The sequence below is a fragment of the Candidatus Harpocratesius sp. genome, from assembly GCF_054039255.1.
In genome coordinates, this window is the sequence record NZ_JBPLBG010000050.1 from 11,431 (window position 1) to 35,917 (window position 24,487).

General features: G+C 29.6%; 16 protein-coding genes. 11 read left to right on the forward strand and 5 right to left on the reverse strand.

The annotated features are described in order from the left end of the window. Positions 1-40: 40 nt before the first annotated feature. The 10 genes from ACXLDF_RS12255 (at position 41) to ACXLDF_RS12300 (ending at position 16,677) form a co-directional block, all read left to right on the forward strand. On the forward strand, positions 41-1,195 hold the full coding sequence (locus ACXLDF_RS12255) for a phosphoheptose isomerase family protein (RefSeq protein ID WP_457558824.1): 1,155 nt from the start codon (positions 41-43) through the stop codon (positions 1,193-1,195). A 96-nt stretch (positions 1,196-1,291) separates the two neighbouring features. Continuing rightward, positions 1,292-2,077, forward strand: a complete 786-nt coding sequence (locus ACXLDF_RS12260) for a DUF4332 domain-containing protein (protein ID WP_457558825.1) — start codon at positions 1,292-1,294, stop codon at positions 2,075-2,077. Continuing rightward, on the forward strand, positions 2,077-5,706 hold the full coding sequence (locus ACXLDF_RS12265; protein ID WP_457558826.1) for a hypothetical protein: 3,630 nt from the start codon (positions 2,077-2,079) through the stop codon (positions 5,704-5,706). The genes ACXLDF_RS12260 and ACXLDF_RS12265 overlap by 1 nt, the downstream gene beginning before the upstream one ends. Positions 5,707-5,808: 102 nt before the next feature. Further along, positions 5,809-8,067 carry a polysaccharide deacetylase family protein gene (locus ACXLDF_RS12270; protein WP_457558827.1) on the forward strand — a complete coding sequence of 753 codons (2,259 nt, stop codon included), beginning with the start codon at positions 5,809-5,811 and terminating at the stop codon, positions 8,065-8,067. Between the two features lie 62 nt (positions 8,068-8,129). Then, a complete protein-coding gene (gene malQ / locus ACXLDF_RS12275) occupies positions 8,130-9,704 on the forward strand; it encodes a 4-alpha-glucanotransferase (RefSeq protein ID WP_457558828.1) in 1,575 nt (524 codons plus the stop codon). Positions 9,705-9,858: 154 nt separating this feature from the next. Beyond that, positions 9,859-11,283: a hypothetical protein gene (locus ACXLDF_RS12280; protein ID WP_457558829.1), complete on the forward strand. Its 1,425-nt coding sequence runs from the start codon at positions 9,859-9,861 to the stop codon at positions 11,281-11,283. 44 nt (positions 11,284-11,327) lie between these two features. Further along, positions 11,328-14,861 carry an AAA family ATPase gene (locus ACXLDF_RS12285; protein ID WP_457558830.1) on the forward strand — a complete coding sequence of 1,178 codons (3,534 nt, stop codon included), beginning with the start codon at positions 11,328-11,330 and terminating at the stop codon, positions 14,859-14,861. A 20-nt stretch (positions 14,862-14,881) separates the two neighbouring features. Beyond that, on the forward strand, positions 14,882-15,667 hold the full coding sequence (locus tag ACXLDF_RS12290; protein WP_457558831.1) for a hypothetical protein: 786 nt from the start codon (positions 14,882-14,884) through the stop codon (positions 15,665-15,667). 17 nt (positions 15,668-15,684) lie between these two features. After that, positions 15,685-16,245, forward strand: a complete 561-nt coding sequence (locus ACXLDF_RS12295; RefSeq protein WP_457558832.1) for a hypothetical protein — start codon at positions 15,685-15,687, stop codon at positions 16,243-16,245. Positions 16,246-16,356: 111 nt separating this feature from the next. After that, positions 16,357-16,677 (forward strand): hypothetical protein, encoded by a 321-nt coding sequence (locus tag ACXLDF_RS12300; RefSeq protein ID WP_457558833.1) that lies wholly within the window; start codon positions 16,357-16,359, stop codon positions 16,675-16,677. A gap of 29 nt (positions 16,678-16,706) precedes the next feature. Here the strand turns inward: ACXLDF_RS12300 and ACXLDF_RS12305 are convergent, their stop codons facing one another. Beyond that, on the reverse strand, positions 16,707-17,141 hold the full coding sequence (locus ACXLDF_RS12305) for a hypothetical protein (protein WP_457558834.1): 435 nt from the start codon (positions 17,139-17,141) through the stop codon (positions 16,707-16,709). Between the two features lie 172 nt (positions 17,142-17,313). Here ACXLDF_RS12305 and ACXLDF_RS12310 point away from each other — a divergent pair, with 172 nt between their 5' ends. Then, a complete protein-coding gene (locus ACXLDF_RS12310) occupies positions 17,314-17,580 on the forward strand; it encodes a cold shock domain-containing protein (protein WP_457558835.1) in 267 nt (88 codons plus the stop codon). A gap of 38 nt (positions 17,581-17,618) precedes the next feature. On the opposite strand, the gene ACXLDF_RS12315 is transcribed toward ACXLDF_RS12310, so the two are convergent. From ACXLDF_RS12315 to ACXLDF_RS12330, 4 genes are all read right to left on the reverse strand, one after another. Beyond that, the gene (locus ACXLDF_RS12315) at positions 17,619-18,788 is read right to left on the reverse strand and encodes an alpha/beta hydrolase (RefSeq protein WP_457558836.1); all 1,170 of its coding nucleotides are present in this window, start codon (positions 18,786-18,788) and stop codon (positions 17,619-17,621) included. 59 nt (positions 18,789-18,847) lie between these two features. Next, positions 18,848-21,685: an Eco57I restriction-modification methylase domain-containing protein gene (locus ACXLDF_RS12320; RefSeq protein ID WP_457558837.1), complete on the reverse strand. Its 2,838-nt coding sequence runs from the start codon at positions 21,683-21,685 to the stop codon at positions 18,848-18,850. Between the two features lie 496 nt (positions 21,686-22,181). Then, a complete protein-coding gene (locus ACXLDF_RS12325; protein ID WP_457558838.1) occupies positions 22,182-22,988 on the reverse strand; it encodes a hypothetical protein in 807 nt (268 codons plus the stop codon). A gap of 151 nt (positions 22,989-23,139) precedes the next feature. After that, a complete protein-coding gene (locus tag ACXLDF_RS12330; RefSeq protein ID WP_457558839.1) occupies positions 23,140-24,048 on the reverse strand; it encodes a transcription initiation factor IIB in 909 nt (302 codons plus the stop codon). Between the last annotated feature and the right edge of the window lie 439 nt (positions 24,049-24,487).

Sequence of the window (24,487 nt, forward strand, 5' to 3'; positions counted from 1 at the left end):
AAATGTGGATTCCTTCACTTACAATCCCCGAGGCTCTGAAATGTCTGGTATTCATATATTCCAAAAATCTTTTAAATATCTAACAAATCATGTTCGCTATACCATCGAAAATTTGGATCACAGTAAATTACTTCGAATTTTTGAAATTTTGATTCAAACTCGAAAAGATCAAGAAAATGGTCAAGCAAAAATGATTATGGTCGATGGCCAAGGTAGGTCCTTGCAAAGTTTACTCCTTACAGAGGATTGTCTAGAACATAATGGATTTAATATTATTCTTCCCGTTTCCAATGCAAATTTGCGAGCATGGCAATCAGGAGATGTATTTATTTTTAATACAGGTTCTGGTTCTGGTTCTCCATTAGCTCATGCTAGGGCTGCCAAGGAAATTGGATTACAAGTATTTGGGATGAGTTACAATCCAGAAATGGAAAAAGAGTTTGAAAATGTTTTGATTTTAAGAAGAAATGAAAATCGAAATAAGCAACTAGCTCCATTAGGAACAGAATTTGAGATATCATCTGCCATTATTGGTGTTTGCTTAGCATATTCTGTAAAGGACACTCCTGAAGAATCATTAACAGAATTCAACAAAAGCACAGAGAAGATCCTAAAACTTTATGATGCCACATATGATTATCTGGAAGAAGAAGTAGAATCTTTAATGTCGTTTATTAACTTAGTTTCTAAATATATTCCAGCATCAAACAGGAAAAAAGTATATTTCCTTGGTGTAGGACGTAATGAGATAATAAACAGGATTGCTGCGATAAGATATGGCCATTTACATAAAAATCCAGATAGTGACCTAACTGTGATTTATGAAGGACATTGGGATCTAAGACAAAGAGGAGATCTTGCAATCATTTTATCAGGTTCAGGTGCTACTTCTCAGACATTGACATTTGCAAATCAAGCATTTATATCAGGAATGCATATTTTTGGGGTTACTTCATTTCATGAATCAGATCTAGCCCAGTTTACTCGACGTGTTGATGGATGTTTGGTACTCCCAGGACGAGAAGATTTCGTATCCATGTACAATCAACCAGTCCATCGTCGTCATAATTATTTTCCTGCTTTTGAATTAAATTGCTATATCACGTTTGATGCGTTATTAGCTCAAATTGCATATAATTTTAATATAGCTGAAGTAGATATGAAAGCCAGTCACCGACCTAAAATACTCGAATAATTTTTTTCCAATTCATTTTTTCCTGTTTTATCATCTTTTTACTACTTTTTTTTCTGATATTAAGAATTAATAGGAGAGAAAAATTACAATTTTATTATGGTAAAGCAAAAACTATCTGAATTTGAAAGTATCGGACAAAAATATGCCCAGATACTGAATAAAACTATGAAAATTCAATCAGTGGATGATTTTCTTCTCTATTCTATTGATGAAATTCAATCTCGCACCCAAATAGATAGAGAACGAATTAAACAATGGTCAGATTTAATCGATTTGTTTCAAATTCCCAACTTAAGTGCACGCGAATGTGAATTACTCTATTATGCAAACATAAATTCAGTAGAAGAGCTAAGTCGTAGACAATCCTTGCGTATATTCTATAAATTGCGCGAATTAGATACAGAAACACGATTTATTGTCCTTTCATTTCCAACATTTGCACAAATCGATGAATGGATTTATTTTGCAAAACATATGAATAAGCGCATTAAATATGGCTTAAATATTCCAATTGTGTTGTTTCCAATGGTAAATCTTGATGTGGCAAGCGAATTCAAAAAATTTAGCATATATACTGCACAACACTTAATTGAAAAGAAAGATCAAATCTCAAAACTGCATAAAAAAGTACATCTTAAGAAGCGAGATTTTCATAAATTATTAGAAATGATTAATTTCATTCAAATTCCTGGAATGGATATCTATTTTGCGAAGGTTTTTTTTGAAGCTGGAATCACTTCAATTCAACAACTTAAAACAACTAGTGCATCTGAAATTTATGAACAAGTAAAAGTAATTCAAAAGAAAAATGAGCCAATTTTAGAAGAATTGACAGAATCTTTAATAAAGCAATTTCAACAATATGAGGGAGGGTTTGAATAATGGAACAGCAAGATCTCATTATTTTAGGTATTTATGCCGTAATTTTCTTGATCACATTTTTAATTGGATTTTTAATGGTAAGGAAAAATCTAGCAGAAATTAATCGAATTGAAAAAGAGAAATTTGATTTAGGCGATTATGGAGCCATGATTAGTTTTGGTTTAATGTTTGGTCTATCTCTTCTATTTATCTGCAATTTGATTTTAGAGGTTATTCAACCTGGAGAATATATTGGAATTGCAGGTTATATCCTTACTACTATGTTAATAATATTGGTTATATATCCTCTCTGGGAAGCTTTCTTTTTAGGAAGACCCACGAGTGATTCTGTTCATGATTTTCATAAATTTCTTGAATCAAAGATATTGGATCGCTTTCAAGGAACTATGGCATATATTGTTTCATTTATAATCTTCATTGTCATCTATATAGTTCCTATTATCGTAATTTGGTATTTTTCTTCTATTTCGATTGCTCAAGTTGCTTTTATGTGGTTTTTAATCTTTCCTCTCTTTTTCCTTAATTATTTTGCTTCTCAAGGCCAAGTTAGTGGTATAATTCAAGCTACATATCGGAGAAACATTCCAAAAACAATTATATCTAATTCCCATTTAGGCCAAAGTACCACTAAACAGATATTAAATGTATTTTTTATCATCATTGCTTGGAGTCCATTCATTTTATCCTTTTATAATTTCTTTAATCCAATCTTGAAAGCAATTAATGGATATACTTTCACTGAGAAAGATAAAATGATGGGCTATCTGTCAATTTTGACAACTGTCCCATTCGGAATAAAAGGATTTTTCCAAAAATTCTGGAATAAAAAAGCGAAAACGAAAATCATTGATTACATTTTCGGAGGTTATATTTTCATTTCTCTGGCTGTTAATATGCTATTAAACTTTGTGCAAATTGAAAAAGCAGTTGTAACCAGTATTTTTCAATCTAATCTTATTCTTGCTCCAATTCAACCGATTTTTGAAAATTACAGTATTCTAGTCCCATTAATTGTAGTTCAATCTTTTATTACCATTGTTTTTGGAACTTATACTTTATTGCAAAGAAATTCTGATTTTCATTCCGACATTCGATTACAAGCCACATCCTTGGCTTATGGTAATTTTGAAATCGCAGAAATAATTAAAACAAGTAAATCACGAAAATCTATAAAAAGTAAGAGCGAAAAAGCAATAGAAAAAGAATTGGAAGATCAGAAAAAGAATAGAAAAGGTAAAAAACAGACAAAAACTAAGGATAAAAAATCGAAAATCAAGCATGATATACTCACATTGTATAAATCAATTTTCCTTCCTTCAGTTTACAGCAAACATGGGGTGGATCTTAATGAACAGATCCGCTTGAAGGCTGAACAGTATCTTTATTTAATTGCAATTGAAAATCAAGAGGAAGCGGAAAAAATTGTATCATTTATATTTAAAATGTCACTGAATTCAGTACAATCTCAGAATAAGTTAATAAATAGAAATAAACTTAACAATCGTGAAGCTATAGGACTTTTAGGTGAAATTGGTGCAGAATATCCCAATATTGTCTTAGAGCGATTAATTCAAGCTCTTTCATATAATGATATTCGAACACAGAGATATATTTTGGATGCTCTAGGTGATATCGGCGAAACAAAGGAGAATTTACTCTTAATTCTTGATAAAATAAAACCACTTCTCGTTGATAAACACACTGAAGTAAGAACTGCCGCGTTTCAAGCTATTACTGAAATGGTTCTTGAAGGTCAAAATCAAGATAAGGAATTTGTAGGGGAAATTCTAAGAGTTGTCTATGGCATTTTGAATGATGAATTTAGTAATTCAGAAGCTATTGATTCAGCTTTCGAAGCTCTAGTTCAAATGAGCGCAAAAATTGCAGATGATTTATCTATTGAAAAAATTGTTCCATTTTTAGAATATCATGAAGGAAATGATAAGGACACGATAGAATATATTATTCAAAATACTTTAGTTGTGCTTTCATATATGGTATATTACAATATAGATACATTTCCACTTGAAAAAGTTCGCTCATTTTTGAAAGATGAACGATCATTTTTGCGATATGTAGCTGCTGATGCTGTAGGAAATTACATTTTAAAGGGACCAGAAGAGGCAAAAGAAGAAATCTTAGTTGACTTAATGATAATGGCTCTTCACGATCCAGATATTGATGTAGTTCAAATGTGTGCAGAAAGTATTGCTGAATTTCTTATTATGAACAAAAATTATGAACCCAGCATTGATGGAAATAAGATTTCAATTATTGATTACTTTACTCAAGCTTTAACTTCATCTGAACCAAAGGTGGCAGAAAATGCTTCAGAAGCTCTTAAAATGATTTCTCCAATGTATGATGAAATTGATATCTATCCCAGACTTGAACCTCATCTAAATGGAGACAACATGGAATTAATAAGGGATTGTCTGCATGTAATTGCACTTTCAGATAGTGAAGAGCATTTAAGCGCAAATCTGGAAATCATCTATAAATTAACCCGTCATCATGATGCCAGCATTCGAGATAAAGCGGTTTATACTCTTGGAATGATTTCAGAAAATAGACCTGATATAGATGAAAAAATTGTTTTTGAACGACTTGATGATGAAGACCCTCAAGTTCGTCAAGAAGCTATTTTTGCTTTAGGGAAAATTGGGATTCAAAAACCGTTAGAAGTTACTCCAGAACTCATTCAACGGTTTTTCCAACTTGATAAAGAATCTGAGCAGTTCATAAGTGAGATTGAGCTCTATGCAGAATCCTTAGGTGTTATTGGTTCACATCATCCATCAAATGAAATTATCATTTCCTTACAAGCAACTTTAATGGGTGACACAAATGTATTTGCTAAAGATGTTATTGCTCGTGCTTTAGGTGCAATTGGTCATGGAATGATAAAATCAGGAGTTGCAATTAGACGAATTGAAGATGAAGCATTTTTAAATCGGATTTCTTGGTTGAAGATAGTAAGGAAGAAAGAATATACTATTGGTAATCTCATTATCTTTTTAATTGAAGCGCTTCAATTGAAAGGAATCCCAAACAGCGTGATGAATGAAATTAGTGATGCAATACAAGATTTACTCCCTGTCTTTTTATTTGCAAAGTATAAAGATGAAGATCCAATCAGTAATAAAACTCTTGAAATTATTAAGAAACTATTAGCTCAAGCATACTACGCAAACTATAATAACGAGATTTTAGAAACAATTGATCGTATCGATTCAATGATTAGCTTTAAGAAATATTTTGAAGAAAAAGATCCAAGAATTAAAGATCAGTTTCTTTTTTATGCAAAACAATATACTCCAGATGGTAAACAATTTTTCGATCAAGGTAATCTCTTTTCAATATTAGCAGAAGATGATCCGACTTATTTAGCATATGCATTGAAATCGTATGAGATTGCTGTCGATCTTTCACCATATGAATATTACACTCCAACTTGTTTATTAAAGATGGGAGAAATATATCGAAATAATAAGGATTATAAGGCTGCTGAGCAAATGTTTACTGATGCTTTAGAATTATTCTCTTCGATGGATGAAGTAAATCAGATGAAATATGTGGAAGATGCTCTATCGTCTGTTCGAAAGAATCTTTCAAACACAGCAAATTAAAAAGAATGAATTTATCGCTTAACTTTAATATTTTTCACCTTTTTTACCTTTTTTGTAATAATAGGATTAAATAAAAAAAAATTTTGGAAAATGATGCATATTATGAAAAGAAAAAGCTTTTTCTACCAAAATGTCTTGATTTTGCTTCTTTTAATTTCTATTTTTTCACCAATGATTAAAGTAAATGGATATACTGAATCAAACACCAGAAAATTAGATTTTACAATCCTTTTTCATGCTAATCAAGCTAATGTGCCTTATTCTGTATTTGCAAATGAGGTATGCTATGAACCTGTATTAAATACTTTGCTTGAACATCCTAATATTCCATTTCCTCTTCATTTTTCTGGGACCCTTCTAACTGATTTGGCATTTTATTCTCCACATACATTGGATCTGCTTAGATTAGGACTAAACAATGGTCAATTTGAAATGATCGGCTCTACATATTCTCAAAATATTATTTATTCTTTAGAATACAATTATGATGAATCGATTCAAATAGAAAAGCACTTAGAAACCATCAATAAAACTTTAAATGTAAAACCAGTAGGGTTTTGGAATCCCGAAAGATGTTGGCGCCATTCTCAGTATGTTCCTCTTCTCTCAGAACATGGATATACGTATACATTTCTTGAAGATCAAATTATTGCTCAAGCTACAAATATTAATGAATATAGTGAATATAAGATTAGAAAGGCAATATATAATGATACGAGTATTTTAATTATTGATGATGATAAATCTATTATAAATTATGTTGATGCTGTTGGCCAGACCACCGAGTCTCCTACAGATTCAAGTGTTGTTCAAGCAGTTGATAATTTAATTTCTTTTCTTTACGATATTTATGAAAATGATACAAATGATGATTACTTAGTATTTTATGGACAGGATATGGAAGCATGGGGCTTATGGCAGGAGGAAGGCAGTTTTGGATTAAATGATAATTATGAAAATGTAATGGCTCGCTTGGATTATCTTTTAAGTCGTTTGGAAGCGGAATCAGATTGGTTACAATTAACCACACCCTCTCAATTTATTGCTAACTTACCAGAAGATTACAATTTTGAAGAGCTTACTTCAATTCCTGATGGCCAGGCTCATTGGATGCAGCAACCTTGTCAAGATCAAGGGTATGTGGATTGGTTTGATTTTAATGCGAATGATATCGATCTAAAAGAATTTCGTTCTGAATTTTCAAAGGTTCGAAATCGTTTAATGTTTATTCAATCTGCTATAGATGAAGCCAAGAATGAAGAAAAGAAGAAAAGTGCAGAGAGATTGATGAGTTATGCTGAATTTGTTTTTGTTGCCAATCAATTTGAGTTTGGATGTGTTGGAGTGAAACCTGATTGGTTTTATAGAGCAAAAAGCGCGCTTCTCACAGCAGAAGCCGCATATTATGCATTAAATCCTTCTCTATCTCTTATAATAGAAGAAGAAGATCTCGATTTGGACGGAATTTCTGAATATATATTGAAAGATTCTTCTAATTATGTTGTTATTTCCCCCAATGGTGCTCGATTACTTAATTGGTACAATATATCCTCTGGAATTATATATACTGCAAATGATGTGCCCAATACATATGTTAAGAAAATAGGAACGCGTTATCGCTCAATTAATTCTCTTTCAGCTCCGATTGAACCAATCGCACCCGGTGATCAATGGGGTCGAAATGATCAAACATTCATAATTCGTCCTAATACTTTTTACGATTCATTTGAAAACGGAGAAAATTCCTTTATTTGGCAAAATATTTATTATACTCCGACATTATTTGAAAATTCAATCGCATTTAATGTAGAATATTCAAATCGAGTAATCTCTAAAATATTTTCATTAGATCAGAATAATGGACAATTAATCGTAAGTTATACATATCAAAATTACGATACTGATGCATATAAGCCTAAAATTGGCTTTACAATTTCACCTAGTAATGAAGAAATATTATTTTCGGGACTTAAGGGAATAAATTACACCGAAATTAATGAAAATTCAATTAGAAAATACTGTGTGCTAAACACAATAGATAACGTAGGAGTTGAAATTCAAATTCAAGATGGAAATGACTTGAATTTTACTAAGGATAAAATTGATCCCATGTTTGCATTTGGTTTCCATTTATCTCTTCCAAGTATTGGGCCAGATCAGACTTATCAGATTGTGATTTCTCTCAAGGGAATTCAAAGTATTCAAATAAACGATCAAAATAATATTAGTGATGATGCTTATAGTGACGAAAATTCTAAAGGTTTAACAAATTTGATCCCAGGTTATCGCTCCTTAATGTTTCCTTCGTTTGCTTTTATTGCAATAGTCATTTTGATTGTTAAACAAAAATCTGAGATATAATTCTTTTTTTTTAATAAAATTTATTATCACTGCTCCCCTTATGGTATTTGTAAGTGATAGGCGTGGATTCGTTAAGTTTAGAGCGTTCAGCGGGGATTTTACTTCATCCTACTTGTTTATTTACTCCTTATGGAATTGGAGATTTAGGTCCTCAAGCATATTCTTTTATAGAATTTTTACAAAAAGCCGGACAGAAATTTTGGCAGATCTTACCTCTTGGTCCTACTGGATATGCTGATTCTCCATATCAAACTCTTTCAGCTTTTGCTGGAAATCCTTTATTAATTTCTCCTGATGGTTTAGTTTCACTTAATTTACTCTCTAAAAATGAGATCTTGGAGAAATTAACCAATTCAGATTTACCTTCTTTTAGTAATTTTACCAATTCTGTAAAAAAATGGGAACAAGCCAAAAAAGTAGATTATGCTAAAGCTTATAAGTTTAAAGAAGGAATTTTACAGAAATCTTACCAAAATTTTATCCAAAATCCAAATAAATTTACCCGCTTAAAAAAAGAATTTACAATATTTTGCAAAGAAAATCATGATTGGTTAGATGATTATGTCTTGTTTTATTCTATTAAAAACAGTCAACAATTACGCTCATGGATAGAATGGCCTGAGAAATATGCAAATCGAGATTCTAAAGTTCTTTTTCAATGGAAATCTGATCATCAGGAAGAATTAGAGTATTTAAAATTTGTTCAATGGTTGTTTTTTTCTCAATGGATGAAATTAAAGCATTATGCCAATTCCAAAGGTATAGAAATTATCGGAGATATGCCCATTTTTGTGGCACATGATTCTGTAGATGTATGGAGTCATCGAGAACTATTTACAGTGGATAAAGATGGAAATTTGATCTTTCAAGCTGGGGTTCCGCCAGATTATTTTTCAGAGACAGGGCAATTATGGGGTAATCCGCTTTACAATTGGGATATTATGGAAAAACAACATTTTCAATGGTTTATTCAGCGATTTAAACAAATTTTTCAACTTTGTGATTGGATTAGAATTGATCATTTTCGAGGATTTCAAGCTTATTGGAAAATTCCAGCTAGTGAAAAAACAGCAGTTAATGGAAAATGGATAAAAGCACCTGGATTAGCACTTTTTAACACCATCACTAAATCTTTAGGTAAATTACCTATAATTGCTGAAGATTTAGGAGTGATAACTCCTGAAGTTACTGCATTAAGAAATAAATTTAATTTTCCGGGTATGAAAGTTCTTCAATTTGCATTCACATCTGATGCAAGTAATTCACATCTTCCCCATAATATCTCTAAAGATACCATAGCATACACTGGCACACATGATAATGATACAACATTAGGTTGGTGGCAAAATTATGCAATGGATAAAGAAAAGGCATATTTGAAGGAGTATATTGGAATGGAACCTTTAAATATAGTAGAAATTATGATTCGTTTAGTTTACTCTTCAAGAGCAATTGTAGCAATATTACCGCTCCAAGATGTATTTGGTGAGGGGAGTGAATCACGTATGAACATTCCCAGCACTACCCATGGGAATTGGCAGTATCAAATCGATTATGGGATGTTAACAGATGAAAAAGCCTCATGGTTGAAGCATTTAACTGAAATTTATGGAAGGAATTTCGCATATAATAAATAATTCTCTTTTTCATTATTTTTTTTTGATACTTTCATCTTTAATTAATTTAATACTTCAGTGTTGAGTATTGTTATTTATCTCAAAATACTTTCTTTTATAATTCACCATAACTTTAAATTTTTCATACGGCGTATTAAATTAGAGGAATAAAGAGTTGAATGAACAATCATCAAATATTTCGACAAAATCTCATAATTCAAGTGATTTTTCCGAAAATAAAGATCATGATAAAGAATCATCATTGGATAAAACTTTTTCATCAAAAGAAACTTTGAAATCCCAAATTAAGATTTCTTTTAATTCTCTTTCAAATTTCCCTAATTTATTCTTTTATTTTGCAGAAAACATTTATTGTAATCTTTATATTTATCAAAATTCATTTATTAAAAAAATTCTTTCGATAAATCAATATTTTCCTGAATATGAGGCTCTTTTTAAATATCTTAATTATTGCCTGCTAATGAATGAAAAACAATCAAATATATCATTTCAAAATCAAAACGCTTCACCAACAGATTCTACATTGAATCAAAGCAAAAATTCTTCAATGTACATAAATCTTAAGTCAAATCTTTTTCCAATTTTCCAAAGATCAATTGTTTTTGTTCCAAATGGTCATGGGTTACGGGATTTTTTTGCAATCTTTAGCAAGCTTTATAATTGTCTCGTAATTTACCTTGATCTATTTATTCCCAATGATTCCAATATTTCTAAATTAAAACAACCGCTTTCAAGGGTTATTTCATCATATCTACAAGATTTAGATTCTGGTAAAGCAATCTTTTCCATTTTTATCCACACTTCTTCAGAAATCTCGCTTCATTCAACTCTTCAAACGGATGTTAATTTAGTTCTTTACAATATTCTCACAGATTTGGGTGCTTCTTCTAAGTTACTCTCTTTTCCTCTTATAATTATTTTAAATGAAGGTATAGATCAACGATTACCTAACCAATACTTCGATTTTATTTTTCATTTTAATTCTCCGTCTTTTAAAACACGTGTTCAATTTTTAAAGGTTCTACCTTCATTAATTCCTAAAAATTCTATTAATTTAGAACATCTCGCTCAGCAAATGAATAAATGGAACTTTTCTCATATTCAAGAATTTTACAAATTATGTCAAAAGTATTTCATTATTGAAAATTCATTTTCTAAGAAAAAATGGGAATCTGCAGAGATCACTACAGAATATGTTTTAAATCTCATGAATCGTCGAATTTTTCAACCAAGTCTTATCAATAATGTGAAATATTCAAAAGATAGCTTCAATAATCGACAAATTTCGAATTTTAAAGAAAATGTGAATAATGTTGAAGCTTTAACAAATAGAAAATTAAGTAACTATAATCGTGATTTTATATATCAGTTATATCAAGAAGTTGCCAGTTCTTGTTATGATGAGATGATATTGATCCTTGATAAACTACAAAAAGGAATAATTCTTCAGAAGTCTGAGTTATCTTTGCTCGCTGATTATTCTTTTTTAATGAAAGAATCGCCTAAAGAGGCAATCACTCAATTACATAAAGCTAAACAGCGTCTTTCACAAATAGATCTTTTTTCTCAAAAAAAATAAATTAATTATAAACGATAATAAATAATATTTATTCTCTGGTAAAAATGTCAAAGTCCGATGAAATTTCAGAATCCATTTCCCATATTTCTACAATTTCTGATGCAGATAAAGAAAAAAAAGTTTCAATATCAGAGAAAAATCTATTTTCATCACCAATTATATTTGTTGAAAAAATAGTCTTACATAACTTTCTTTCCTTTGAATATGATGAAGTGTTATTTGATCCTCAATTTTCAATTATTATTGGACCAAATGGGGCTGGAAAAAGTTCTATTTATCAAGCTTTAAAATTTGTATTAGGTTCTAATGATTACGATGGTAGATATTCTAAATGGGCTGATTTTATTAGGACAGGTGCTAAAAAAGCTGTAGTTCAAATTCATATTTTTATCGATAAAGCGGAATATATATTACAGCGCGTTGTTTCGCTGCATGAAACTCCTAAATTCTTATTTAAATCACCAAAAGATAAAAAATTGAGAATTATATCCGTTAAAAAAGTTAAAGATTTTACAAAACAAATTCAAATTGATCCGAATAATATTTTTGCATTTATGTCTCAAGGAAATATTGATACAATTAAAGATTTCAAAGAAGAAACTCTATGTTCGTTTATCGAAAATGGATTAGGATTAAATTTAACTCGAGAACAAATACTTGAAGTAAAGTCCGAGATTTTTCGATTGAAACAAGAAGAAAATTCGTTATTAGCTGAGCGAGAAAACCTTCTCAATCAGCTAACAGAATTGGAGCCTTTAATTGAACAGCTAAAAAAGAAAGATGAACTCAAATCTCATTTAGATAAGCTAGAATTAGAATTGGTAATTGCTCAAAAATCACAAATTGAAGAAGAAATCAAGAGATTGCAACGTGAAATTTTTATTATTTCTGAAGATATTCAATCTTTTAACAAACAAATTAATGGATTTAGTGAAGAAATTTCTATTTATGAAAATGAAAAGAAAAAAGAAACAAAGTTTTATAATGAATTGATTGAAAAACGAACTAAACTTCAAATGAAAAATGAGCAAATTAAACAGCAAATAGAGGATTGGACAGATGAAAAAAATAATATTGCTACTCAAATTCAAAGTGTGGAACATGAAATTGAGACGCAAATTAAGCAAAAAAAACAAATTTCTTCCGAAATCGTTCTTAATGAGTCAAAAATTAAATCAACTGAAATTCAACTTAGTAAACATCAAAAACAGATCCAAAGTTTACAGACTATAAAGACACAATTACAAAATCAAATGCAGCAATATAAATATACAATTAATCAATTAGATGCCGAAGAACAAGTCTTAAGCATCTTAACTGCAAATTTAGAGGAGTATCAATCTGATTATGACAATTTCACAAAAGAAATTGATCAAAGATTAAGAGAAATCAATAAGATTAAAAATGAATTTCGAAAATATCAATGGTTTTTAAAAAATCCGACTGATAATTTGCCCGCTTTAATGCGACAAGAAGAATATAATGTTTTACAGAGAATCTCTGTTTTAACAAAAAATTTAAGCGATTTACAAGAAATATATAATGAAAATATTAAATCAATAAAAAAAATAAATAATTCTATTATTGATCGAAATTTTCCGAAACCGCGGCAAATTCAAGCTTTAATAGATGAATTGAAAGAACGAAATCTTAATTTTATTGGCCCATTAATCGATTACATAACCTATGATGAATTATATAGATCAGCTGTGGAATCTATTTTTGGTTTTTCTGTACTTTTCAGTTTTATTGCTAAAGATAGCGAAACATTCCATCTCTTAACAACTTTAGCTAAAAAGCATGGTGCTAGATGTAAAATTTACAAAGAACGGACAAATCAAATTAGACCACTCCCTAACCTTAAAACTGATCCAACATCAGGTATTTTTGGGTATTTAGCTGAAAAAATTAAACCAATTTCGGAAGATCCTGCAATTTCGAAAGTAATTTACTCAGTAGCCAATAAGACTTTAGTCGTTAAAGATCACATTATAGGAGAACAATATATTGAACGATATAATTGGTCTTCGTGGGTAGTTACTCTTACAGGTGATCAAATTCGTCCTAAAAGACTCGTTTTAGAAGCTCAACCGCGTATTTCTTCTTCTCAAAGAGTAAAATTTCAAAATGTGGCTCAAGCAAAGAAAAAAATTGCAGAATTATCAAATCAAATGAAACATAATAGAGAATTATATTTGGAACGAGAACAACGATTAAAAGAAGAAAAGCACAAACTCTCCATTTTAAAAAGCAGATTAAAGGATGTTGATCGATTATATTCAAATTATAAACTTTTAGAAATAAAAACCACATCAAAAAATAATTTAGTATCAAAAAAGAAAGAATTATTCAAAAAAATCCAACAAAAAATCCAAGATATTCAAGAAAAACAAAAGAAGATTAATAGTTTAAAGCAATCTTTACCTGATTCATTCGTTGAACAAAAACAGCAACTAGATGAAATTCCTCTGAAAATCGCAGAATTCAATGAAATTTTAATAGAATTAAATGATATGTACGGAAATCTTCAAAAACAGAGAGAACACTTGAAAGAAAATGAGATAAAAATTAAAATTCATCTTGAAGATTTAGAAACGCGGAAATCTAAATTAATTTTTGAGTTGAAATCTAAAGATGATAAATTTTATAGTTTATTTCAAGAAACAATAAAATTAGAAAAAGAAATATATCAATATCAACAGAAAGAAAAAGAGAAAGGCGATAAATTAAAAGATTTAGAAGAGAAAATCTCCAATATTCTAGAAAAGAAGCATGAAATTTCTCTAAAAATCAACACACTTCAATTTAAGCAGTCTCAACTTTCACAATCTTTGGAAGATAATTCTATTAAACTTCAAACCATAGAAAATCTTCTCAAAGGAAGCATATCTTTGAATTCTAAAAGAACAATTGATGAAATTAAAGCAGATATTCAGTTTATTCAACATGAAATCGATAAAATTCAAGTCGATGATGGAATTTTATTAGAAAAAGAAAAATTGGAGAATATTATCGATCGCATTGGTGAAAAAAGACAATCTATACAAAATGAAATTTCTGCTGCTGAAACGTCTCAAAAGCGATTAGAAACAACTTTTTTTAAGAATTTTCAGGAAAAAATTAACTTTCTACAAGATTCCACAAATTCTAAACTTCAATTTTCAGGTCAGAATTTTACAATTCAAATGAATCTTAAAGGTGAGATTGAATCTCTAAAGTTATCAGTAATAACCACAACCAGTATTAACAATTGTAATGTTCAATATCCCCTGCAAGCTGTCAGTGGTGGCCAACGATCGATGGTTGGAATTTGTCTGATGTTATCACTCACCCATCTAAATCCATCTCCTTTGAATATTTATGATGAATGTGATATGTTTTTAGACGAACTTAACGCTGAAACTATTGCTAAGCTAATTCATCAACTTTCAAGAAATGGGATTCAATTTATTCTTTTGATGCCAAGTAAAAATATTCCTCTGCTAAAAAACGCAAATAAGGTAATTGGAGTTAGTCGTAACGGGAAATTTGGGCCTTCATTTGTTCATTATTCTCGTGCGTTTGCTCATGAATCTTAAGCAAGAATCGGAGTGAAAAAATGGTAAATCGCAACGAATTACAAGATTTGATGAAGGAAATTGAGGAATTGGAAAAGCAAGCTAATTCTGATACAGATCAATTAATTGATAAAGATCTTATTCCTATTTTTCATAAGCTTTCTTCACTATTAAATCCTAAAGATATTGATCTTGCACTTTCCATTTTACAAGGCGGAACGGACATTTTAAAGCTGAAAATTGAAGCAATAAAGCAATATATTCTATTATTATCTCAAAAGGAACTTATTGATGCATTTTTGGAGAATGATTCTGATGATATTTTATTGAACTCTCTTTTAACACGATTTTGGATATCACCTTTTCAAATTTCTTCTATTTCTTCAAAATATTTGATTAAAAGTTATAAAAATCTAGTATTGGAAAAAAAATCCAGAAGTGTTTATTCCCCACCATCAGAATTAGTACTAACTTCAGAAAAATGTGTTGAAATGTTTTCACTTGAATCTAAAGAGATACAAGAAGAAATTCTCTCCTTTTATAAAAACATTTTAGACGTACTTCCTTGCGAATTGTCTGTTATTTTGCATAATTATCAAAATCCCAGTAAATATTTTCGCTATTTTTCATACATTTTGCATTTAACACAAGAAGGATTTTTAAAATACGATCAGCAAACAAAATTCTTTTCCATTGCAGCAGACAAAGAAGAATGGGCTGAAAAATATGAAAAAAAAATGGAAAAGAAAGAAAATGTTGAAAGCAATAAGAAAAAGAAAAGAAATCTGAACAAAATAATAAATCATGACGAAAATCCAAATGAATGAAAAGAAAGTGAAGAGATATGAATGAATTTGGCCTTCTCACGCATCTACTCAGCGATACTCAAATAATTAATTCGGATATATCAGATAATATTATTTCAATTGGTTCCACTGAAGATCAACTAATTAAATCTTTAGGATTGAGTGGAAAATATGCAAAAATTCAATTGATACAATTACTTAATTCGTATGCTCAAGCAATTCGTGTTTTTGGTTTGAGAGTTAAAAAAAACCAACTTAATCAAAGATGGTTTTTAGCTAAATCACCTGAAATTCTCGAGTCAATAGGTTCTAATCCATTTCAGAATAAGCCTCGATTAGGGGCAACACTAATGGTTATAATTACATCTATTATGATTTCAAAAAGTCCTATTGATAAAGCGAGAATCTTAGAATTACGCAAAAAACAATCAATTGAAGAAGATCTTAAGGCACTAGCTAAAATGAATTTTATTATAATTTCTAAATCAAAAATATCATTACATCCCAATTTAGGTTATTATCTTGATTTTTCAAATTTTTTCTCAGCTGTGGAGCACTTATCTTTAAAATTTGATAATCAAAAATCTTCATCTTCTTAATAGTTGAATGAGTTGTATTCAAAATGAATTTATAATTATCTAGATGATATTCAAATGTCATTTATATGATTGAGAGATTTATTTCAATTTTTGGTTTGAAATCTATTGAAGATGGGTCTTTTTACACACAAAACCAAAGGAAATATTGAAAATAAATTTCTTCCTGAAAATTTATTCATAAAGCAAATTACATTAAACGGATCGCGTGATTTTGCTTTGCTTCAGCACAATCTTTTAGATGGTAATTTAATGATTGTAAATCTAAAACCTCTACTTCGAATTGCTAAGGGACAAAAATCAGAATCATCAGTACTTCAAGATCAACTTCAAAAAATTAAAAAATACTGCTTACGTACTGGTGGAAATGTAATAAAATTGAAGGAAGGTACACTTTTGATAACACCTAATCATTTATTCAAGATTGAACGCTAATACTTAGTTGTAAATAAAGTCTAAGTTAATTATCCAATTGTTTTAATTTCATCAAATAATGATTGTAAGCTGGAGTTCCCTAAATTCTTAAGAACTTCTATTAAATCTTGAAGTGTTGCAAATTTATCTTTCCATGTTGCTTCATCAATGGCGAGAACAAACCCTGGTTTAAAAACTACTGCAAAGTACTTAGTTCCTTTTGTATTTTTTATTAATTTTGGTTCAATACGTAATACATTATCAGAAAAATTTGGAAAAGAATCTGAAATAATTTTTCCTTTTACATCAAAATAACGATAATTAATTACTATTGCTTTTCCAACACCCACTGATACAGAATACTGATCTTTTATGAACTCTTCTTTAATTACCAATATTTCATTTCCATTTTCAGGAAATTGAACTTCTTTTCCCTTATTTAAAGCTTCCAACTTTAAATTTTCAATTATTGAGCGATGAATCATTAAGATCTTTTGCCATGCAAACCACTTAATTCTTTTGGAAATTATCAAAAAACATTTAAAAGGCGTAACAACAAGTTAAAATAACTAATTCGATCCTTATATGTTGAGTTGATCGAGATCACGAAATGCGAATACAGGAATTCCCGAACTAATATGGATGGTGAAATACACAATGGAACGTGGAACGGTGAAATGGTTCGATCCTCGTCTCGGTTTTGGATTTATTATAAGAGACAGTATTCCCGAAAATGAACCAAATCATGAAATTTTTGTTCATTACTCACATATTAATATGGAAGGTTTTAAAACACTTCTTCCTGATTTGCGGGTAGAATTTGAGGTAGTTGCTGGAATGAAAGAAGGAACAGTAGAAGCCCGTAATGTAACTATTATTCCGCCTGATTTTGTGCTGAATAAGCAAAAAAATGAAGGAAATTAAAATTTAGAAATAGTTATGAAATTGTTTAAATATAATTTTTAAGAATGTAAAAACCAAATGATTTGGGATAATAAAATAGGTTCATATCTAAGAAAATTATGACCTCCTCTTTGAGTTATAAGCCAATTTGATGAATCTAAGCTCAATTCATCTAAATTATCCCAAAAATGCTCAACAGGAATTACTAAATCATTTTTGGCATGGATTAGATAGAATTTTTTATTTATGTAGTTTTTCCAAAAGACTTGGTTTTTCATTTCTTGTTTTTTTTGTTCAATTTGTAAAAGTGGAGATAATTCAAAATTTTTTTTATAAATTGGATTTATTGGAACTCCAAAAAATGTATATCTTAACCAAAACCACCAATTTTTCAGAAATGGAACAGGTGAAAAGGGAATTGATTCACGGTAATTTCCCATTGCTGCTATGGCAATAATTTTTGAAATGTTGTCATTAATAGAATCGTGGTTTTCAATCTGTTTTCCTTTTTTGACTTCTTTATCTAGATTTTTGGAATCATTTTGATTTTTGAAATTATCTTGACTTTCTGGGACAAGGTTTAGGTTCCTCAGACCTTGCTTTATAACAGCAATAGCACCTAATGATAAACCGATAAGATTTATTGTCAAATCACAAAAGCGTGGATCTTTTTTCAGAAATTTGATAACATACTCTAAATCGTTTGTTATATCTACGAACTGAGATTTTGCACCTGCTTTACGGGATTTTTTTGTTCCGCGATTATCATATGCGATTACATTATATCCAGCATGAGCAAGAGGAATTGTGTAATGCCTGATGTAGAGAGAATCATCTGAAAATCCGTGAACGAAAATAATTATTGGTGATCTGTTGCTATTAAATTGGCTATGAATCCATTCTCCATGTAAAAATTTGATTTTCTTTTTTTTGTCTTTATTGTTTTTTTGACTTTCATTATCTTCAAATGAAGAAAGTGGAATTGAAATTGGTGTAATTTCGATTCGATTTCTTTCTACATCCGCTCCAAACCAACGAAATTGCCAGAAATCACGAATTTCAAAATACAATGACCAGCAAAGCCACCAAAATAAGAAAGTAAAAACAGAAAGATATAGAGAATTTCCCAAAGAATTTCCATGAAAAATAAAATAATTTACATAAAAAATTCCAGATGCAAGAATAATGCCTAAAAATAGTAAGAGATAATGTTTCGGCCGAATAATCATAAGACATAATATTATATGAACACTTCCTAAAAAATAGCTAAGGTAAGGACATAGAATTGTTATTTATCGTATTTATTAAATAATACTTCAAACTGCTGAATTACTTTGTTTTCTGTGTCTCCGCGCATTAACTGGTCTGAAATATCTTTTAACTCTGAAAAAAGGTGGGATAATTGCTCTTTGTTGTGTTTAGTTTGATTTCGCCCTCTTATTGAGGATTCGAAATTTAATACATAAAACACTAATGATTTGGGTATTTTTAGTAGAATTCCAAGAATCAGATCTACTATATTTAGTGTATCTTTTATTTGTGAAGAGTTAAATCTTCGACGTTCTGAATCATAGTGTTGGAATAATTTATTCATCAAGTATTCAGCACATTTTTTCAGCAAGGGAGTAAACCGAATAAGCCTTTCTGAAAAATTTACAGGTAATGGAAAAGCTGCAAGAATATCTTTATTCATATGACGTCCATCGCTAAAGATCCGAAACCATGTGTAAAACAAGGATGAATTAATTAAACACAATAGAAATGCTTGAAAAGAAGAAGAAGGAGATTTTAAAGGGAGAAATGCGATTTGAGTCCCGCAATATGGTGGTTTATGCCAAGAATTGTACCAATAATTTCCTGAAATTCGGATCCAAACTCCATCTGAGGATCTTTCAGGGTATTGCTTTAGTATATAGTGTCTTTTTTCTTCATCCTTGCAAATTATTGCTGTTTTTATCCAATTTCCCAATCTCATTTTTAGTTTTGTTTTTCTTATAATATCTATTTTCTCGTTTTTGTGTTGAGAATTGTCATATTTTGGTATTACTTCTGTCCATGATTTAAAAAGTGTTAAAAGTTCTAAAATTGGAGAGGTTCCAATTTTCGGAACTCGATGTGGCTCATTAAAGCTCACTCCGATATAATCTCCTAATAAAAATGAATTAGCCGGCTGATATTCGAGTTCCATTAAAGAAGGAAGTTTGCGGAACATTTGAGTGGTATATAATTTTCCTTCTTTTTTTGGATATATTGGATGATGACCATATGCTAAAAGAATTGAAACAGATTGAGTCATTCCATCAAATAAACGACATTTATCTCGATCAAATGTAGCTATAAATAGAAAATTAAATGAATTAATCAGATTTTTTCTTAATTTCGATAGCTTTTTGTTAAAACAAATTGTATATGATGTCAATAGTCCAAAAGAACCATTTATTCTTAAGAGTCGATTTATTTTTGAAATAAAGAGGCTTGAAATTTCACTTTTTAAGCCATCATAGTTTGGAAGTAGTTTTTTTTCTTGAGATGATAGTAGATTTCCATAAGGAGGATTTCCCAGAATTAAATTAAATCCTGAATTGAAGCACGATATCAGTTCAGGATGGTATAGTGGAGATGGGCAAGGAAATATTTCAGGAAATTCAAGTATCCAGTGAAAAATTTTAATAAAATTGTTATTTGTATTGTTTTTTGTTATAAACTGTTCATATTGGGGTGATTTAGAAATAATTTGCTTAGATTTGAGTGGCTTAGATTTGTTTTGTATAGTTAAATTCGATTTTTCGCCTGAATATTTAAGAAAGTATAATGTATCTAGGATTTTTTGTAAATGATATTTTACATTTGTAATTACTTGTTGTGTCTCGGTTTTACGATATTGTTTTAAAAAGAATATTCTATTTTTTCTGAATTCTGCAATAAGTTTGAAATGTGGAACAATATAATTAAGAAGTCGGGAAGAATCTTGAAGAGAAATATGGTTTATTTTTATTAAAGCAGAAATACCTTGAGGTAACTGATTAGTTCCTGTTTTTTCCAAAAATTGCTGTAAATGGGTGTTGACAGTTAATAAGTTCTTCACAATTTCATTTTTTAATTTAATGTTGATCTTGTGCAGGCTATTCCCATTTAAAAAACAATCTAAATCATACCAAGAGTCCCAACCAATTAAACTGTTACCGGAATGAATATTCATTGGAATTAAGTATGTTTTCTGATTTTTTATCAATTGTTTAGGAATTTGAGATATTATCTTTAGATATAACCTCCATTTTGTTATTCTGCATGATCTGGGGTTAATATCTACTCCATATAGCATTTTTGGAAAAATTTCATATTTACGAAAGAAGTAGATCGCTTCAGAAAAAGATTCGAGTGAAAATAAATTAAATTTTCGGTGATTTTCGAGATAAATTGAGAAAATATCAATATACTGCCGGTTTTTACATATATCCCAAATTTCTTTATAGAAATAGAATAATATATTATCCATAGCAATTAAGAAATCTCCAGTTCCTACTGCTGGATCTAATATTCGAAATTTTAGAGTTTTTTGATAGATTTGTCTTATCAAAGTATATCCTGTTTCATTATCTAAACCTAGAATGAAGGATTTCAAAGAAATTAAATCGAAAACTTCGTTTTCAATATTTAAATTTAATATCTTTGAAGAAAAATTGGGAGCATTTGAATCTTGATTAACAAATGGCAATTCCTTTATCGTTGGGTGAATTATTGAATGTAAAAAAAGCTTCAATGCAATATCTTCACAAATATATGCCGGAGTATAGTATGCTCCTGTTTGTTGTTTTGTCTCATTTTGAAGGAACTTTTCAAATAAAAATCCCAGATCAGTTTGTGTTATATTTCCCCACTTGTGTTCAAAGATTTCACAAGCTGAGAAAATCGCAACAGGAAGAGAATTTGGTGAAGATTCTTTATTTTTATATTTTTTCACTTCTTTCTCTTCATTAACAAAAAAGATCGAGTCTTTCAAATTTTCAATTATTGATAAAGGGATAATTTGATTCTCGAAATTATCGAATAAAGAGGGATCTATTCTTATATAAATTGAATCAAATAGATGGACTGAATTTTGATTTTGATTTTTACTTCTAATCATATTATTTTGTTTTTTTTTCTCTTTTTGATAATTTTCATTATTGATTGGAAAAATAATAGTAGAAATGAGTTTTGATATAAATTTAGAAAAACTTTTTAAATGAAATAGACTACAAGTTTGATTATTTGTTAGTTCACTCTTATCTGAATAATTATTTTGTGATTTTGATATTTTTGTAAATATATATCTGAAAAAATGGGGATTTTCTGCAATTAAACTTCTTTTTTGAAGTATCCAAAGAAATATCATTAAAAAAATAAAATTATCAACTTTTACAATAAATGTTTTATAGAAACGCGATAAATTTTCTTCTATTTTATTTCTTTCTCTTGTACTTGAAGAATTGAGAATTTCATTCAAAAGATTTTGTTTCACATTAGAAAAAAGGCGGAAAAAAAAAAGATGTCGTGCTTTCATTTCACTCTATTTCTCATTTTTCTAATTCTGAAATATTTTTATCTTATCTCTTTTATTAATTTTATTTTAATACCTTCTTTTATCCCTTTTTTATTTCCTTCAACTCAACTGGTGCTTTGTCCCTTAATATTGTTGGGTGAGATGCCCTTCTTTGTTCTTCTAAGCTGATTCTCATTTTTGGTTTAATTTCTGTATGTTTAAAAATTACAATAGAAGACCAAGCTATAAATCCAAAAAAAGCTCCAATTGAAATTAACAACCATAAGGAATGTAATAATAATTCAGATCTCCTAATTTCTTCTGGTGCTCTCTGAAATAGACCTGTTCCTTCAACTATATAATAATATATCCCTCCGATAATAAGAAATAGAGCAAAAGAAGAAATAATTAAAAATATCCTTTTAGTAAAAAGAGAGCATAAAAATTGACTGATTATTAAACCAAAAGCTATATACAGTGTTATCCGAGAAATCCGAAATAATTCATTATAAGAATCCAATGTAGTACCATATGTAAGCAGTGAGATTCGCCACCCAAACATACGAAGATTATTAATTAAAAATGCAAGTAAAGTTAATGAAGCTGAAATGCCCAAAATTACGAAAATTTGCATTAGAATGGTTCTTTCTTCCTTATATGCTTTGGGATCTATATTTTCTCCTAAAAGCAAATCAATTTCTTTTTGTATTGCTAAAGGAACGGCAGTATCTAGAATAATAAAATCATAACCAAATTTTTTTACAATATTTTGGGCTAATTGTTTTCCTAATTCGTGATCTTCTTTAGCCGATTTAGGTCCTGCATAAAAATATACCTTTTTTTCAGTATTCTCTATAAGTAATGCAATATCATGCAGAAATAAGTTGTTAGATTCAATCCAATCCATTTTTGATTTATCAAGAATGTAGCAGTAAATAATACGCACCCCTTAAGTTATCCTATAATTGTATTACATTTGATTAGCAGAACATTAAAATATTCCTATCATTTGAAAAAGGAAGAAAACGCAAAATAACTCTAAAAAAAGGAATTCAATATTACATGTTTGATTTAATTTGTTTTGCCCGTGTTCTTAGAGTTACTTCAGTAACATGAGCAACATCGGCTATTTCTGTTTGAGTCTTTCGTTCAGATGTTGGTTTTGCTGCAATATACAATGCAGCAGCAGCTAATCCTTTAGGATCTTTTCCCATTTTTCGTAAACCATGACTTAGTGCAATTCGTAGCATATTCGATGCCTGCTTTTGAACTGAAACTGATAACTTTAAATCGTTCCCAAAACGGAAAACTAAAGGTTCTGGTGAAATTGGTTTATATTTCATCTTCAAAACTGGAAAGACCATCCTGACGATTAAGCCTAATGATCTATGGACACTACGCAGTGGAATCATGGCGACTTCTACGATTTCTTCTAATAAACGGGGAAAATTGTGGATTCGAATAGCAGCATAAACAGATGCAGTTACAAATGAATCTATTGAACGTCCCATAGTTAGCTTTTGTTTAGCTACTTCTGAATAAATTTTCCATGCAGTCTCTACAATATGTTCTGGAATTGTAAGTTTTCGCGCTAATTGATTCAATTTGGGTCGAGCTTCCCAAAAATTGCGTTCAAGTGAATTAACTAACGAACCTTGAATTTTAGATAATCGGTTAAACATGGCTTGACGTTTTCCATGTAATGCTTGACCTTTTGCATCAGGAGAATTAATACCAATAATTGTTCGCGGGCCATAATTTCGCCATCTTGGTTCTGTTCTTCTTCGATTTTTAACTTCATCAGCTGTATATGCTCGTTTTTCATGTGAAACATATGCTCGACCTAGAACAAGTCCACAATTGGAGCAAACACGCATTCCTTCAGAATTTACAATTATATCTGGAGAATTGCAACATTCGTTATCGAAATCATCGTATTCTTTTTCATAATAATTCGGAATTGCCATAGTAATCAACTAGATAAAGGAGTTAAGGGAAATTAAGAAACATTTTATTTACAATATAGAGGGAGTGATAAAATAGTTCTATCTAATATTTTTGTAGAGGCTTTCATACTTATAGTTAATGGTTAAAAAATTTTTGTAATTTTAGTAATAAAATTGCACCCAATCTCTTTGGCTCGTAATTAATTTAATGGAAAATTTATATTCTCAACTGGATTATTTTAATAATTGTTTAATTTTTCTTTACTGTTTTGGAAATCGAGTAAAATAGAATCCAAAGATTTAGAAATATTCCAATTAAAATTATATGAATTAGAATTATTCATTTTGATTCAATTATTTTTTGTTTTATAAGCAAAAGTGTGGTTATCCTTACACTTATAATTTATAATCAGAGTAGAGATTAAAGAAAAATGCAGAATTATTTTTATCCACATTAAGT

What these genes read in the sequence shown, in the direction of transcription:
- ACXLDF_RS12255 (WP_457558824.1), top strand. Translation starts at nt 41, where the DNA reads ATGTCTGGTATTCATATATTCCAAAAATCTTTTAAATATCTAACAAAT.
- ACXLDF_RS12260 (WP_457558825.1), top strand. Translation starts at nt 1,292, where the DNA reads ATGGTAAAGCAAAAACTATCTGAATTTGAAAGTATCGGACAAAAATAT.
- ACXLDF_RS12265 (WP_457558826.1), top strand. Translation starts at nt 2,077, where the DNA reads ATGGAACAGCAAGATCTCATTATTTTAGGTATTTATGCCGTAATTTTC.
- ACXLDF_RS12270 (WP_457558827.1), top strand. Translation starts at nt 5,809, where the DNA reads ATGAAAAGAAAAAGCTTTTTCTACCAAAATGTCTTGATTTTGCTTCTT.
- ACXLDF_RS12285 (WP_457558830.1), top strand. Translation starts at nt 11,328, where the DNA reads ATGTCAAAGTCCGATGAAATTTCAGAATCCATTTCCCATATTTCTACA.
- ACXLDF_RS12290 (WP_457558831.1), top strand. Translation starts at nt 14,882, where the DNA reads ATGGTAAATCGCAACGAATTACAAGATTTGATGAAGGAAATTGAGGAA.
- ACXLDF_RS12295 (WP_457558832.1), top strand. Translation starts at nt 15,685, where the DNA reads ATGAATGAATTTGGCCTTCTCACGCATCTACTCAGCGATACTCAAATA.
- ACXLDF_RS12300 (WP_457558833.1), top strand. Translation starts at nt 16,357, where the DNA reads ATGGGTCTTTTTACACACAAAACCAAAGGAAATATTGAAAATAAATTT.
- ACXLDF_RS12305 (WP_457558834.1), bottom strand. Translation starts at nt 17,141, where the DNA reads ATGATTCATCGCTCAATAATTGAAAATTTAAAGTTGGAAGCTTTAAAT.
- ACXLDF_RS12310 (WP_457558835.1), top strand. Translation starts at nt 17,314, where the DNA reads ATGGAACGTGGAACGGTGAAATGGTTCGATCCTCGTCTCGGTTTTGGA.
- ACXLDF_RS12315 (WP_457558836.1), bottom strand. Translation starts at nt 18,788, where the DNA reads ATGATTATTCGGCCGAAACATTATCTCTTACTATTTTTAGGCATTATT.
- ACXLDF_RS12320 (WP_457558837.1), bottom strand. Translation starts at nt 21,685, where the DNA reads ATGATTAGAAGTAAAAATCAAAATCAAAATTCAGTCCATCTATTTGAT.
- ACXLDF_RS12325 (WP_457558838.1), bottom strand. Translation starts at nt 22,988, where the DNA reads ATGGATTGGATTGAATCTAACAACTTATTTCTGCATGATATTGCATTA.
- ACXLDF_RS12330 (WP_457558839.1), bottom strand. Translation starts at nt 24,048, where the DNA reads ATGGCAATTCCGAATTATTATGAAAAAGAATACGATGATTTCGATAAC.